Below are 15,509 nucleotides of genomic sequence, written 5' to 3' on the forward strand. Positions count from 1 at the left end.
AAAAAGCTGATGTAGTTTTATAGAAAATTCTACTCTCCACCACCATTATTTTTATTTTTTTCTTTTTCTTCTTGACGTTGTTTTCTCCGTTGCTCTCGCTCTTCTTTTTTGGTTAAAGGAGTTGTTGGTGCTGTAACTGGAGCTTGTTGGTTTTCTGTTGTTTTTTTCTCTTCAGTTTTCTTTACTTCAGTTTCTGGAGTAATTATAGGCTGTGTTTCAATAACTGGCTCACCCATATCCAAGCTATCTGTTCCTAAACTATCAACTGTAGTTGTGTCAACCTGCTGACGAGGAGTAGGGCAATTGTATTTAATAGAAATTTCAACTTTAGGTTTAGGAAATGGTCCATAGGTATAGCCACTATTTGGATCTTTATAAACTTTCTCCATAAATTTTGCAAAAATGGGTAATGCAGTTCTAGAACCTTCGCCAGTTTCACCATTTCTAAAGTGTGCAGTTCTTTCATCACAGCCAACCCAAACACCTGTAACTAAGTCTTTTGTAATCCCCATGTACCAAGCATCAACATAGTCTGATGATGTACCTGTTTTACCACCAATTTGATTACCTTTTTTAAATAAATCCCATTCCCAAAGCGCTTGCGATGTTCCACCTGGTTCTTCCATGCCACCTCTAAACATATATAACATTAACCAAGCGATTTCTTCAGTTAAAACACGTTTGGTTTTTGGTTTAAAGTCTTCAATTAAGTTATCTTCAAGGTCGGTGATTTTTTCAACTAAAATAGGGTCGGTTTTTACACCTTCATTTAAAAATGTGCTATAAGCTTTAACCATTTCAAAAACGGTAACATCATTTGGCCCTAAGCTCACAGATGGAACCGACTCTAATTTGCTATCAATACCACATTCATTAGCCCATTTTACCACATTATCCCAGCCTACTTTTTCTGTTACTTGAGCAGTTACTGTATTTACAGATTTACCCATGGCCCAACGTAACGACATATTTTGATAACTATAGCTCCAATCTGCATTTTTTGGTTCCCAGTATTCGGTTTTACCTTTATTTTGGTAAGCAATTTTAACTGGTTTATCTACAAAAGTATCGCAAGGGCTCATTCCGCTTTCTAAAGCTGCTAAATATGCGAAAGGTTTAAATGTAGAGCCAGCTTGTCTTTTAGCCTGATTAACGTGGTCATATTTAAAATATTTATGATCTATGCCTCCAACCCATACCTTAATTTTGCCACTTTTAGGTTCCATTGTCATCATCCCGGTATTCATTATTTTACCATAATAACGAATTGAATCCATCGTGCTAAAAAGCGTATCAACTTCACCACGGTAAGTAAAGATTCTCATTTCTTTCTTTTTGTTGAAATAAGCATCAATCGAGTCGGTGTTGTTGTTATACTTTTTTTGTAACATGGCGTAAATTGGCAAGTTTCTTTTTGCCCTATCGGGATAATCTACTTTTTTACGTTCCGAGTCTTCCCAAGGATCTTCGTTGCCCCAAACATTGTAAAATCTTCTTTGGATGATTCTCATCTGATCTTTTACAGCCTCTTCAGCATATTTTTGAAGTTTAGAATCTATAGTCGTATAAATTTTTAAACCGTCTTCATACAAATCATAGTTATTTTCTTTACACCATTCTTCCAAATATTTATCTACGGCGGCTCTTAAATAAGAATCGTCGTTAGTGGCATCTCTCATTTTGCCTTCTTTAATTTGCAAAGGCAAATTTGATATCATAGTTAAACTATCATTACTTAAATAGTTGTATTTATTCATCTGGTTTAGAACGGTATTTCTTCTTTTAAGTGCTCCCTCAGGGTTTTTTATTGGGCTATACAAATTCGGGCCTTTTAGCATACCGACTAACAAGGCAGCTTCATTAACCTTTAAATCTTTGGCTTCTTTATCAAAGTAAACCCTTGATGCTGTTTTAATACCATATGCATTGTTGCCAAAAGAAACAGTATTTAAATACATAGTTATGATATCTTTTTTCTCGTAATTGGATTCAAGTTTTAGAGCGGTCATCCATTCTTTAAGTTTTGATACCAACGTTCTTACCAATGGGATGTGTTTAACCAATCCAGATGATTTGCTATATCGTGTTCTATAAAGATTTTTTGCTAATTGCTGGGTAATCGTACTTGCTCCACCATCTTGCCCTAAACCTACAACAGCTCTACCAACTGCTTGTATATCAATACCAGAATGCTTGTAAAAACGAACATCTTCTGTAGCAATAAGTGCGTTGATTACGCTTGGTGAAATCTGGTTAAAATCTACTGGTGTTCTGTTCTCTTTAAAGTATCTACCTATCAAAACTCCATCTGCTGTATATAATTCAGAGCCAACTCTTTGCGCTGGTTTTTTGATATCTGCATAACTTGGTGAGTAACCAAAAAGCCATAAAAAGTTTAATTGTAAGGCACAAAAGAAGGCAATAACTAAATAAATAAATATGGTTAGGTAGCGGAAGTAATTATTTTTAATTTCTCGAAACATATGTTAAAGATGGTAAAAAAACGCAGTTTTTGGCTTTAAATTTTTTTTATTCTAGGTAAATATCTACAAATAATTAATCATACAACTCAACAAAACAAGAGCTATTTGATGTATGAGAGGTTAAAAATTTAGCTTTGTTTTAATCAATACAAATTAACGTATTTAATTTACTTAAATTTTAGCCTATATTTAAAAATAGTATAAAAAAACATTTCATCAATTTATGGCCATAAAAACAAATACTAAAAAATACATTGCCAAAACAAATGGTAAATTTTCTCTTAAAGATTACAGTACGACATACAACGGACATTTAAGTAAAGAAGAGGGAAAAGAAGAGTTAGCGAGAGTTAAAGAAGACTTGTCTAAACACCAAGAATCATTATATGCATCAAATTCTCATTCATTGCTGGTTATTTTTCAGGCAATGGATGCCGCCGGGAAAGATAGCGCCATTGAGCACGTAATGTCTGGTTTAAATCCGCAAGGTTGCCAAGTGTATAGTTTTAAAACACCAAACAGCGAAGAATACGAACATGATTTTTTGTGGAGACATTACAAAGCGCTACCAGAAAGAGGTAGAATTGGGATTCATAACCGCTCACATTACGAAAATGTTTTGGTTTGTAAAGTTCACCCAGAGTATATTTTAAATGAGAATATTCCTGGTATAGCCGATGTTAAAAAAATTGATAAGAAATTTTGGGCAAATAGATATGAGAGTATTCGAAATTTTGAAAAACATTTAGTAGAAAATGGTACAACCATCATCAAATTTTTTCTGCATGTAAGTAAAGATGAGCAGAAGCAACGATTTTTAGATAGGATAGATGATCAAACTAAAAATTGGAAATTTTCTGCTGGCGATTTAAAAGAGCGAGCTTTGTGGGATAAATATATGGATGCTTACCAACAGGCGATAAGAGAAACATCAACTGATACTGCACCGTGGTATGTTATACCGGCAGATAAAAAATGGTATGCAAGATTGGCAATTAGCCAAGTTATTGATGAAGCATTGCAAGACATGAAATTGAAATTTCCAGAATTACCAGCAGAAGAAGTAGCCGAATTAGGAACTTTAAGACAACAACTGTTGGATGAAGTATAACTGTAGGGGTAAGGCTTGCCCTTACCCAATTTTTAATATCAAGGGCAACCAAAAAGGTTGCCCTTATAGCTAGTATTAATAAATACTAAAACTTATCAACCATTTTGTATTTGCTTAAATCTGGTAAATGCTTTTTGCTTCTATTAAGCTCGTATTTGTAAATTTCTTGTCCAATGTTTTTCATAAACGGATAACATACAGTTTCATACTCATATTTTCCATCATTATAAATTCCATCTTCATTAGATTGAACTACCGCAGTTAAGTAAAACTCAACTTTGTTTTTAAAATCAACGAAATATGCATTGTCTATAATGTATCCGTAGCTATCGCCGTACTTATTAAAAATTCTAATATCATCATCTACAACTGCTTTTTTATCTCTACCATAATAGATCATTTTGGCATAAGTGGGCCAAAATTCCTTTTCATCATATTTTGGTTCTTTACTTTCGGTAGGTAACTTACTCATGTAAGTGTAAATCAATTGATAATCTTCGGGCGTTAAGTTATATCTATCTTTTTTGGCGAACGATTCAGGCATCATCAATTTCATCATTAATAATTGTTGATCTGCTATAGTAAAAACATTTTTATCAGCGAAGCTATAAGGCTCGTTAATCAACTTTTCGTTTGCATCAATATAGCCTTTACCAACAATTAAATTTGTTAATTCTAATGGGTAGTCTTTCGTGTCATATTGCGCATCCTGGTGATAAATGAGTTTTTCTCCATCATAAAAATCAATAGGATTGGTATTTTTAGCAGCTTCGCCACCATCGCCTATGGCCAAACGATTTAAAATTCTACTATCGGTCATGCCGTATTTTTTTAACTTCGAGTTAATTTCAGCTCTGCCAATAAATTCAAATAACCTGTTAAAAGCATCGTTATCGCTTGTTAGCAAAATCTTTTTAATGTAATGAGCAATTGTTGGTTTGCCGTTAGCAGCACTTTTATCTGTTAAAACATTAGTTTGGCTTTTATAACTGCTATCTGTTAACATAGTTGTGTAAGCAGTTACACCTTTTGTTTTTAAACCATTTACTTTCTCTAAAGCAAAAATTACCGATGCAAGCTTAACCGTACTTGCCGGATAGAAATATCTTTTTTTATCGAGGTTGTAACTATAAGTTTTAAATGATGGTTTGTTATTTTTATCTCTATTAACTTGAGTATACATTAACTGCACCTCGTTTTTATTGGGGTGATTTAATATTTTGGAAAAAAGTTCTGGCTTGCTTTGCATTAACTGTTGCAAAAATGAGGTGTCTGTTTTTTGTGCCATTGCTGGTAAACTTATTATTGATATTAGGCAAATGAATAATTTTATCATAGCTAAAATTTAAATTTTAAAGATATGGTTTTATGCTATTTATACCCGCTTAAAATATATTTATTTGCGACTTTCGCTTATTTAGCTACATTTGCACCGCTTTTGGTTCTCGAGTAATATCGAGATTAAAAGGGAATACGGTGTAAATCCGTAACTGTCCCGCAGCTGTAAGCTCTATTAACGGTTACAAATCTATTGCCACTTTTCCGCAACTGCGGGATGGGAAGGCGGTTAACCGGGAGCAAGTCAGAAGACCTGCCTTTAGCATTATAATTTCATAGCTTTCGGGGATTGAAGCTAGGAGTGGGACTATTTATTTGTACCTCATTTCTATTCTGATTCTGTTGCTGTGTGTATAAAACTCACAACAATGAACAAAAAAACACTAATTGCTGCAGGTCTAGGACTTGTACAATTGACCCTATTTGGGAAAATCGCTTCTGCACAAGATGCAGAAAAATTAAGAGAAGTAGTAATTTCAACTACTAAGAATGATCAAAAACAATCGCAAACCGGTAAGGTTGTAACAGTAATTACAGCTGAGGAGCTCTCTAAAAGCAGTGGGCGTAATCTTGCAGAATTGTTAAATTTACAAGCAGGTATTAACGTTGTTGGTGCTGGTAGCAATGCAGGAAAAGAAAAGAGCGTTTTCTTTAGAGGTGCTGCAAGTGCGTATACAGTAGTTTTAATTGATGGGGTATTAGCAACTGATCCATCGGGAACTGGAGCATTTGATTTACGTTTATTGGCTATAGATCAAATTGAACGTGTTGAGATTTTAAGAGGAGGCCAATCTACAATTTATGGTTCTGATGCCGTTGCCGGTGTAATCAACATCATTACAAAAAAAGATGGTGTAAAAGGAAATAATGTTTACGGAGTGGCAACTGCCGGAAGTTATGAAACTTATAAAGGCCAAATCGGTTTAAGTAGCAAAATAGATAATTTTACTTATAACCTTAGCTATTCTCACTTAAGAACTGATGGAATTTCTGAAGCAGTAAATCCGCCATCAAACTCACAACCTTTTGATAAAGATGGCGTTAAACAAGATGCCTTGAATGCGAATTTCTCTTTAAAACTTGATAAACGTTTAAGTTTAAATCCATTTGTAAGGTATTTTGAAGGTAAATTTGATTACGATGATAATGCATTTACTGATGCAAATAACACATCGACCTCTAAAAATATAAATGCTGGTTTAAATGCTATTTACTTATTAGATCAAGGAAAGTTTACTTTAAACTATAGTCATCAAAATACAAAAAGAAATTATGTGAGCCAGTATGGTGGCGATTACGAAGGTAAAATGAACCTTGTTGATTTGTTTTATAATCAAAACCTAAACGAAAAGTTAAATCTTCTTCTAGGTATTGAAAATAGAGAAACATCAGTAACTCAATTTAAAGCTACCGGCTTAACACAACCTTCGGCAAATTTATTCAGCTCTTACGGGTCTTTATTTTTGCACGATTTAAGTGTTTTTAATTTAGAAATTGGAGGGAGATACAATAAACATAATAAATATGGAGAAAATTTTACCTATGCATTATCACCAAGTATTAATGTTACTAATCAAATTAAATTGTTTGGTACAGTTTCATCTTCATTTAGAGCTCCAACATTAGATATGTTGTTCGGTCAGTTCGGTGCAAACTTAAATCTTAAACCAGAAAAGGCAATCAATTACGAAGTTGGAACTACCTTAAATTTGTTTAACGATGTTGTAAACTTAAGACTTGTTGGATTTAAAAGAAACATGGACGATGCCATAATTTATGGTTCGAATGGTTATATCAACCAAAATGAGCAAAATGACAAAGGTTTTGAAATAGAGCCAGGTGTAAAGTTTAAAAGCTTGACAATTAATGGCTACTATGCTTATGTAGAAGGTGAGCAAATAAATAATGGTTTAATCTCTGATGTATTGTTAAGAAGACCAAAAAACACTTATGGTATTAATGCTGGCTTTCAAGCAACATCTAATTTATACATGAGTGCAAATTATAAGTTTACAGGAGATAGAGTAGATAGTGATTTTAGTTCATTCCCATCTGTAAATAAAGTTTTAGATTCATATCAATTATTTAATTTTTATACTGAATATGCATTTTCAAAAAAGCGCATGAGGGTTTTTGTAGATTTAAAGAACATCACCAATGAAAAATATACCGAAATAATTGGTTACAGTACAATGGGCTTTAACATGAATGCTGGAGTAACTTTCAATTTTAAATAAGCCACAATTTTTTATTCAGCGTTTAAAAACCTAATTTTGCAATTCAACAAATAATATAAATGGAAACTAAGTCTAGCTACAGAACAGCGGTATTACTATTATTTATGCTAATTATAATTGGCCTAAGAGTTATAGCACCACTTTCTCCTGATTTTAAATTAATTGCAAACTTCTCTGGATTAGGAGCGGTTGCTTTATTTGGAGGTGCATATTTTAAAAATAAGGTTTACGCATTTGCTTTGCCTATTTTAGTATTGTTTTTGAGTGATTTAGGATTGGTACTAACCATGGGAGTTGATTATGGCTTTTACCAAGGTTGGTATTATACTTACATTGCTTTTATTTTAATGGTTTTAGTAGGTAAATTATATATCAATAAAGTAAATATTCAAAATGTAGTAGGAGCAAGCTTTATTGCTGTTTTTATTCATTGGATTGTATCTGATTTTGGTGTTTGGTTAGGCTCAACAACTTATCCGCAAACTTTAGCTGGATTTTGGGCTTGTTTGGTTGCTGCAATACCATTTGAACGTATCTTTCTATATTCAACATTAGGTTATGCTGCATTAATGTTTGGAGCTTTTGAAGCTTTAAAAGCTAAGTATACAGTTTTGTCTTTCGGCAAGGCTTAGTTTATCTGGTAACAATATTTTAAACCCTTCTGTAGTTAATGCAGAAGGGTTTTTTGTTAAATTAGTAAAATGAAAAAGAGATTAGTTGTTTTAACGGGAGCAGGCATAAGCGCAGAAAGCGGTTTAAAAACATTTAGAGATAGTGATGGTCTTTGGGAAGGATACAATATTATGGATGTAGCTACGCCAGAAGCCTGGGAAAGAAACCCTGATTTGGTGCAGCAATTTTATAATGAAAGGAGAAGACAAGTTTTAGATGCAGAACCAAATGAGGCTCACTTAATTTTAGCAAAGCTTGAAGAGTATTTTGATGTTTATATCATAACACAAAACATTGATGATTTACATGAAAGGGCAGGTTCTACACAAATTACACACCTACACGGTATCATTACGTTTTCTCAATCAGATCTCAATCCTAATCTAATTTATCCGCTAACTAGCGAGATGATTAAAATGGGAGATTTTTGTGAGTTAGGTTCGCAGTTAAGGCCCCATGTGGTTTGGTTTGGAGAAGCGGTACCTATGATTGAAACTGCAGCAATGATTTGTGAGCAGGCAGATATTTTTCTGGTAATTGGTACTTCTTTGGTTGTTTATCCGGCAGCAGGACTGATTGATTTTGTTCAAAAAGATGTGCCTAAATATATCATAGACCCTAAAGTGCCATCTATCAGCTATGTTAAAAATATCATTAAAATAGAAAAATCAGCAATTGTTGGATTAAAAGAAGTTTATCAACTGCTTACTGAAAATGAATAAAATTCCAGCTGTTTTTAATTGGAGTGGAGGCAAAGATAGTTGCTTAGCACTTCATCGTGTTTTAGAAGATGATCAATTCGATATAAAATATTTGTTGACAACGGTTAATGAAACCTTTAACAGGATTTCGATGCATGGTGTTAGAACTAGTTTGCTTACTCAACAGGCTAAGAGTTTAGGTTTTGAACTCATACAAGTACAGTTACCAGAAATGGTGAGCATGGAAAATTATGAAACTGAACTCGGTAAGCAAATGAATATTTTAAAAGATAAAGGGATTAGTCATTCCATATTTGGCGACATTTTTTTAGAAGATTTAAAACTATATCGTGAAAAACAGCTTGAAAAAGTTGGGTTAGATGGAGTATTCCCACTTTGGAAGGACGATAGTTTAAGCTTGATTAAGGAGTTTATTAGTTTAGGTTACCGAACAATTGTGGTTTGTGCAAAGGATGGTTTAGAAGACTTTTGTGGTAGGGTTATCGACCAGTCTTTTTTAGATGATTTACCAGATGGGATAGATCCTTGTGGAGAGAATGGCGAGTTCCATACGTTCGTTTTTGACGGACCAATGTTTTCTGAGCCTGTTAGATTTAAAATTGGTGAGCGAGTATATAAAACATATCCAAATCCTAACGGGAGAGAAATACCTACTGGATATTGGTTTATAGATTTGTTTTAATAAAATTTAAAAAACACGAAAAATGTCGTAAATTGGTAAGACAAAATATTTAGCAATGAAATCTCTTATTTACGATAAACCTATTTCAAGTAGTTTAACAATTGCTTCTGAGCCAGAAGTATTATATGTTACAAGTGCTAAATTAATAGAATTTACCATTGATAAATTCGAAGCACTCAGCAAAAAACTTTTATTTAGCCAAGCAGAATGGGCTGATATTTTACACATCAGCGATCGTACTTTGCAGCGCTACATTAAAGATAATAAACCATTTGAGGCTTTGTATGCAGAGCATCTTCAGCAGCTTGATAACATGGCTAATTTAGCGCTATCAATTTTTGAAACACCAGAGAAGGTTAAAAGTTGGTTAATAGCATCTAAACAAGTTTTACAACATACGCTCAACTTCTCATCACTAAAGTCTTTTTGGGGTGTTAAACTTATCAGCAATGAACTTGGTCGTATGGCTTACGGTGTATATATATAAATATGATTGCTTACCGAATTGCCGATAAAAAATTTATCAATGATAGAGAAGGAGTTGGGGCAAAATTATTTGGAGGTAGGTGGAATGAAGTTAATGTTCCATGCATCTATACCAGTAATCACATATCACTGGCTTTTTTAGAAAAATTTATTCACGCAAAGGGAGCCGAACAGATGCGTAATTTGACTTTGCTTAGTTTAAAAATACCTGATGATCTAATTTTTAAAGTCGATGTAAATAAACTTAAAAGGGATTGGATTGATGATATTGAATATTCTCAATGGTTAGGTCAGCAATTATTGGCTGATGAAAATGTTTTGGCTTTTACAGTGCCATCTGCTATTATTCAGCAAGAGTTCAATTTGATCATTAATGTAAGGTCTAAACAATTTGATCAAATTTTATTTAATGAGATAGTAGATTTTACAACCGAATATCGACTGCTCAATCTACTATCACAATAGGGATATTATTTCTTATTAAACAATTTACTAAGATTAGGTTTGATACCCACACTCAATGGAACTGCCATAAAATTTCTGTTCTGAATTTTGCTAAATCCATTCATAAAACTTGCTTCAATAAATAAAGCAGCACCTCCAATATTATATTCTGTACCTGCTCCAGCTTCTATCATTCCCATACCATTGCTTTTGTTGTCTAGCTCTACTTGTGATGTAGCAGCATTAACTGTAGCTCGTGGTGTTAAGATTATTCCACCGCCGCCACCTGCAAAACCGTAGAAAGCAAACTTACCAGTAATTTTTCTGTAGCCTAAAGCCATATTTAATAAATATGTGGTAGCTCTGCCTTTTTGTAGTGCAACATTATAGCCAGCATCTGGTGTAAGTTCATTGAAACTGTATGCATGTAAACTAGCCTTCGGATAAAGAAAAAAACCTCCATTTCCTAAGCCTAAATTTATGCCTATTGAAGTAGAAAATTTGGGTTTAAAATAATCAGAAGTTTCACCTACTGGGAAAGCAAATCCTAGCCCACTCATGGTATATAATTTGTCTGGTCTAACTGAAGTTTCCTGAGCTTTAGATGAATAATTTGCTAAAATTAATGCAGCAGAAAATGTTATTGATAAAAAATATTTTTTCATGTTAATTTAGATTTTACACCAACAACAAAAGAGTGGAGATTTTGTTTTAAGCGCATTAATTTATAATATTAGCTTGCTTTAAAAATTTTATTTTTAGCTTATAATTGCTCATCTAAGAAATGCAGATTAGTATGGCATTAATTGCCAAACCTCCTAATTATTTGGTATTTTTAGTATACCAAATATTATTCTTTAGTAACATATAAAAATTTATATTACAGTTAGTTAATTGATTTTTGGTTATATTTTTGTTTAGATAATGATTTATAATCCATGAAAATATCACCTTAAACTCAAAATAAAATTCTGTTAACTGATTATTTTTATTAATATACAGCAAGTTACGTTTTTTACTTGAAGTTTTACTGCTGTCTTTTGTATGCTGCAGAAAAATCTGATCTCATCGACTTAAATCGCTCTGTTACTGTAGCTAAAAACTCGTCATCAATTATTTCAAACACTTCGTTAGCTCCTCCTCCGGTTAAGTCTAACTCAGATAATTTATAGCTTTGTTCAAGTTGTCCTTGTTCAAATTTTACAATGTATTTTTGGTTCATATTGAACAAGGTTATCTTAAAATCTGGATGTGGTAATTCGGCAATAATTCTCATTTATTTTTTGATTTAATTATACTACAAAAAAGCAGATCATCAGACTGGATTTTCCAATGATGATCTGCTTAAAAATTAAGTTATTTGATTACAGTTTTACTCCCATTTCTGTAAGCAGAAAATCTGCTTTATCTATTTTAGACGCTACCCATAAAACATACCTAATATCTACCCCGATAGAGCGACTGTACTTTTCGTTCCAAGCGTAATCATTTATGGTGGCCCCGTAAGCCCTATCAAAATTTACCCCAATCAATTCTCCATTGGCATTCATTATTGGCGAGCCAGAATTTCCCCCTGTGGTATCCATGTTATACAAGAAAGCTACGGGTACATCATTCAATTCTTTTTTAGCAAAAGGCCCAAAATCTTTTTTCTCCCATAAATTTTTAATCACACTTGGGTAAGCAAAATCTGGATTTCCACTTGCACCTTTTTCTAAAATACCTTTGATAGAAGTATAAGGAGCCATATAGCTAGCATCAGCGGGAGAATAGCCTCTCACATATCCATAAGTTAATCTCAATGTGCTATTGGCATCTGGAATAAAATCCTTCTTCAAAAACTTCTCTTTAACGTTTACGTAGTCGCCCATTAGTTTATTTAACACGCCGTCTCGTCTATCTTTTTCTGGCTTAAGCTCTGCAATTTGTTTGGCGATATCTCTTTCAAATAGCAATAATCCATCGTTGTAATCACTAATGGCTTTAGCTGACTTTAAGATGTTGTTATCAACATAGTTTTTATCTTTTAGCTTAGTTAATCCAAAAGTGTCGTTAATAAAATCATTAACCATGGCTTCATTACTAGAGCCTTTACTGGTTATTTTATCAACCGCAGTTACCCTTTGATTGGAGCTAAAAACTGCAGCATCTGTCATCATCTTCTTAAAAATCCTTCTATCTGCATCTACATCAAAAGCATCATAAATTACATTCAAACTCTGTTTAAGTTTATCAATGTTGTTTTTAAAGAAGGTTTCTTTCTGAGATGCTGGCAATTTATCCAGTTCGCTTTTAAATCCATTAATCTGTTTAGAAACATTAAGTAAGCTCGTTGAAGTATAAATTTGTCCCAACCACATGTCTCTGTAAACATCACCATTAATTTGTTTGTATAACTGATCAATATCATTCATTAAGTTGCCGTACTTAGCTTTTAAATCAATATTGTTATTTATAAATTGTGCTAAATCTGCATCCTCTTGTATTTTTTGTCCAACAAGATCAATGTCTTTTAATCCTTTCAATTTGCCTCTGTAATTTTTCATCACGTTGGCATTTCTTTTTATTCGTGTGGCTAACTTAAGTTCAGTACTCTTATCTTTTTTGCCTACATTTTCCATCGTACTGTTCTGAAAATCGTATAATTCTGAAGTGTATGGTAACAGATATTGCTGCTGATATTCTATAAATTGTGCAGGGCGATGGCGAAATGTTCTACCTGGATACCCTAGAATAAATACGAAATCTTCTTCCGTAGTTCCTGCCGGATTTACTTTTAAAAACTTTTTAGGCGTGTAGGGGATGTTGTCTTTTGAATATTTGGCTGGTTTACCATCTTTAGCTACATAAGCTCGCATGAACGAATAATCGCCTGTGTGACGAGGCCAAACCCAATTGTCAGTTTCTCCGCCATATTCACCAATTTTTCTGTTGGGTACATACACCAATCGAACATCCAAAATTGTTTTGTATTTAAATAGCACATAACTTTTTCCAATAAACATTTCAGAAACTTCAGCTTTTATGCTCGGATCATTTTTTTCTGCCTCCAGCGCTAGATTTTTCATCGCATTATTGATTACCTGTAATCTCGTGGCGGGATCATCAATTTGAGCTACAGCACCTAATACTTTATCAGATACATCCTCATAACTATCAGTAATTCGACAGTTTAAGCCTTTTGCTTCAATTTCTTGTTCTTTTGTTTTAGCTACAAATCCATTATTTAAATAATCATTTTCTGGGGTGCTAGCCAATTGCACTGCACTAAATGCACAATGGTGATTGGTAATGATTAATCCTTCGTTTGATACAAATGAGCCGGTACAACCTCCCACATTTACCAAAGCATCTACTAAACTTATTCCATTAGGATTATAAACTTCATTCGGTTCGATTTTCAACCCCGCTTTCTTTAAATCAATTTTACTGATTTCGCTTAGCGGAAACATTCCTTCTTCCCTAAAATTGTAGCCAAACTGTATAAATCCGCCAATTAAGATTAAAGTAATTAATAAGGTTTTCTTGTTCATCATATTGTGTGTTATACTGGTAAATTTCAAAGCTAATAATTTTATAGGATGTTATCATCCATTGTTGAATAGTCTTAGAGATGTTAATTACTCTTCGCAGATTTTTATTATTTAATCATTTACTAACTTTGTAGCATGGCCGAAGATTTAACAATTGCCAAAACTGGCAGCAAAGAAGAACAGTACCAATCGCTAATTCCGCAGATTGAAGCATTGCTTTATGGAGAAACAGATCAAATTGCGAACATGGCAAACATTTGTGCGGCTTTAAAAGAGCAATTTAATTGGTTTTGGGTAGGTTTTTATTTGGTTAAAAACGATGCCTCACCTGCAGGCGGGCAAGAATTAGTTTTGGGGCCATTTCAAGGGCCTGTTGCCTGTACAAGAATTAAAAAAGGTAAAGGTGTTTGTGGTTCATCTTGGTTGCAGAACGAGGTTTTAATAGTGCCCGATGTGGATGAATTTCCAGGTCATATTGCTTGTGCTTCTGCATCAAAATCTGAAATCGTATTGCCAGTTTATAATAATGGAAACATCATTGGTGTTTTAGATGTTGATAGTGAATATCTTGCTCACTTTGATGAAGTTGATGGCAAGTATTTAAATCAAATTATTAATTTATTAGATGCCTAAATTACCGCTTTCTTTTTACCAACAAGAAGATGTAATTAGTTTAGCCAAGCAGTTATTGGGTAAAAAGCTATTAACTTTTATTGATGGCAAATTAACTGGCGGAATTATTGTAGAAACAGAGGCCTATAATGGTGTTATTGATAAAGCTTCGCATGCTTATAACGGTCGATTTACGCCTAGAACATCTACTATGTATAAAGCAGGTGGCGTTTCATATGTGTATTTATGTTATGGCATACACTATCTTTTTAATGTAGTTACTGGCGTAGAAGGTAATCCTCTTGCTGTTCTAGTCCGAGGGTTAGAGCCTATAGACGGTGTATCAACCATGTTGGAAAGGAGAAAGATGCCAAAGGTAGCTTCACGAATTACCTCAGGACCAGGTGCTTTAGCTCAAGCGTTGGGTATTGATAAAAATTTAAACGCGAAAGATTTAATAGCTGATGAAATCTGGATTGAAGATGTTGGAATACATTTTTCTGATTCTCAAATTATCTCTTCGCCAAGGGTAGGCGTTGCTTATGCAGAAGATCATGCATTGTTGCCATGGCGATTTTACATTAAAGGAAATCAATTTGTAAGCAAACCAAATTCTTAATCATACTTTTTACTAAAAAAACTTTTCGCAACCGCTGCTGTTTAGTATAAAAACAAAAGCTATGAAAAACGAAAAAAATATAGCCATATTGAAAGAAATGGCAGAAAAAGTAAGAATTTGCATGTTCAATACCCTGACTGATGATGGTTTTCACAGTAGACCTATGGGAACTGCAAAAATTGAAGATGATGGCAGTATCTGGTTCTTTACAAACGAATATTCGCCAAAATCAAAAGAAATTTCAAAGGATAACGAAGTTAATTTGGGTTATAGCGATCCATCAAATAATACCTACATCTATATCAACGGAAAAGCTGAGTTGGTTGATGATCAAACTAGAAAAGAAGCTTATTTCTCTCCATTTGTTAAGGCTTGGTTTCCAGAAGGTGCAGATGATCCTAACTTAATTTTAATAAAAGTTACTCCATCGGTTGCCGAATACTGGGATTCATCTTCAAGCAAAATGGTTGTAGCATTTCAAATGCTTAAAGCTATTGTAACAGGTGATACACCAGATATGGGTGAGCATGAAAAAATTAAATTTTAATAGAAAATGATTTATGAATGAAA

At 33.5% G+C, this 15,509-nt stretch carries 15 protein-coding genes and 1 riboswitch; of the genes, 10 read left to right on the plus strand and 5 right to left on the minus strand.

Annotated features, from left to right (window positions below; translation table 11 throughout):
- Positions 1–29: 29 nt before the first annotated feature.
- On the minus strand, positions 30–2,483 hold the full coding sequence (locus AC07XU_RS13225; RefSeq protein WP_494944099.1) for a transglycosylase domain-containing protein: 2,454 nt from the start codon (positions 2,481–2,483) through the stop codon (positions 30–32).
- Positions 2,484–2,706: 223 nt separating this feature from the next.
- Here AC07XU_RS13225 and AC07XU_RS13230 point away from each other — a divergent pair, with 223 nt between their 5' ends.
- Positions 2,707–3,594 (plus strand): polyphosphate kinase 2 family protein, encoded by an 888-nt coding sequence (locus AC07XU_RS13230; protein WP_494944100.1) that lies wholly within the window; start codon positions 2,707–2,709, stop codon positions 3,592–3,594.
- Positions 3,595–3,679: 85 nt separating this feature from the next.
- Here the strand turns inward: AC07XU_RS13230 and AC07XU_RS13235 are convergent, their stop codons facing one another.
- On the minus strand, positions 3,680–4,930 hold the full coding sequence (locus tag AC07XU_RS13235) for a serine hydrolase (RefSeq protein WP_494944101.1): 1,251 nt from the start codon (positions 4,928–4,930) through the stop codon (positions 3,680–3,682).
- Positions 4,931–5,016: 86 nt separating this feature from the next.
- Positions 5,017–5,207: riboswitch (cobalamin riboswitch) on the plus strand.
- Between the two features lie 93 nt (positions 5,208–5,300).
- Between AC07XU_RS13235 and AC07XU_RS13240 the strand changes: the two genes are divergently transcribed.
- The 6 genes from AC07XU_RS13240 to AC07XU_RS13265 all read left to right on the plus strand — a co-directional run bounded on the left by AC07XU_RS13240 (position 5,301) and on the right by AC07XU_RS13265 (position 10,196).
- Positions 5,301–7,169, plus strand: a complete 1,869-nt coding sequence (locus AC07XU_RS13240; protein WP_494944102.1) for a TonB-dependent receptor plug domain-containing protein — start codon at positions 5,301–5,303, stop codon at positions 7,167–7,169.
- A gap of 59 nt (positions 7,170–7,228) precedes the next feature.
- A complete protein-coding gene (locus AC07XU_RS13245) occupies positions 7,229–7,801 on the plus strand; it encodes a DUF6580 family putative transport protein (protein ID WP_494944103.1) in 573 nt (190 codons plus the stop codon).
- 69 nt (positions 7,802–7,870) lie between these two features.
- Positions 7,871–8,563: an SIR2 family NAD-dependent protein deacylase gene (locus AC07XU_RS13250; RefSeq protein WP_494944104.1), complete on the plus strand. Its 693-nt coding sequence runs from the start codon at positions 7,871–7,873 to the stop codon at positions 8,561–8,563.
- Positions 8,556–9,245: a Dph6-related ATP pyrophosphatase gene (locus AC07XU_RS13255; RefSeq protein WP_494944105.1), complete on the plus strand. Its 690-nt coding sequence runs from the start codon at positions 8,556–8,558 to the stop codon at positions 9,243–9,245. Before AC07XU_RS13250 ends, AC07XU_RS13255 begins: the two co-directional genes overlap by 8 nt.
- Positions 9,246–9,300: 55 nt before the next feature.
- Complete coding sequence (locus tag AC07XU_RS13260) at positions 9,301–9,732, plus strand: antitoxin Xre-like helix-turn-helix domain-containing protein (RefSeq protein WP_494944106.1); 432 nt, start codon at positions 9,301–9,303, stop codon at positions 9,730–9,732.
- Between the two features lie 2 nt (positions 9,733–9,734).
- Positions 9,735–10,196, plus strand: a complete 462-nt coding sequence (locus tag AC07XU_RS13265) for an RES family NAD+ phosphorylase (protein WP_494944107.1) — start codon at positions 9,735–9,737, stop codon at positions 10,194–10,196.
- Positions 10,197–10,201: 5 nt separating this feature from the next.
- Here the strand turns inward: AC07XU_RS13265 and AC07XU_RS13270 are convergent, their stop codons facing one another.
- From AC07XU_RS13270 to AC07XU_RS13280, 3 genes are all read right to left on the minus strand, one after another.
- A complete protein-coding gene (locus AC07XU_RS13270) occupies positions 10,202–10,840 on the minus strand; it encodes a hypothetical protein (RefSeq protein ID WP_494944108.1) in 639 nt (212 codons plus the stop codon).
- A gap of 362 nt (positions 10,841–11,202) precedes the next feature.
- Positions 11,203–11,451 carry a hypothetical protein gene (locus tag AC07XU_RS13275; protein ID WP_494944109.1) on the minus strand — a complete coding sequence of 83 codons (249 nt, stop codon included), beginning with the start codon at positions 11,449–11,451 and terminating at the stop codon, positions 11,203–11,205.
- Positions 11,452–11,539: 88 nt separating this feature from the next.
- On the minus strand, positions 11,540–13,708 hold the full coding sequence (locus AC07XU_RS13280) for a S46 family peptidase (protein ID WP_494944223.1): 2,169 nt from the start codon (positions 13,706–13,708) through the stop codon (positions 11,540–11,542).
- A 135-nt stretch (positions 13,709–13,843) separates the two neighbouring features.
- Here AC07XU_RS13280 and AC07XU_RS13285 point away from each other — a divergent pair, with 135 nt between their 5' ends.
- The 3 genes from AC07XU_RS13285 (at position 13,844) to AC07XU_RS13295 (ending at position 15,486) form a co-directional block, all read left to right on the plus strand.
- Positions 13,844–14,341 carry a GAF domain-containing protein gene (locus tag AC07XU_RS13285; protein WP_494944110.1) on the plus strand — a complete coding sequence of 166 codons (498 nt, stop codon included), beginning with the start codon at positions 13,844–13,846 and terminating at the stop codon, positions 14,339–14,341.
- Entirely contained in the window at positions 14,334–14,939 is a 606-nt protein-coding gene (locus tag AC07XU_RS13290) for a DNA-3-methyladenine glycosylase (RefSeq protein WP_494944111.1), read from the plus strand. Before AC07XU_RS13285 ends, AC07XU_RS13290 begins: the two co-directional genes overlap by 8 nt.
- Positions 14,940–15,000: 61 nt before the next feature.
- A complete protein-coding gene (locus AC07XU_RS13295) occupies positions 15,001–15,486 on the plus strand; it encodes a pyridoxamine 5'-phosphate oxidase family protein (RefSeq protein WP_494944112.1) in 486 nt (161 codons plus the stop codon).
- Positions 15,487–15,509: the final 23 nt, after the last annotated feature.

The sequence above is a fragment of the Pedobacter sp. GW456-11-11-14-TSB4 genome (assembly GCF_059424425.1).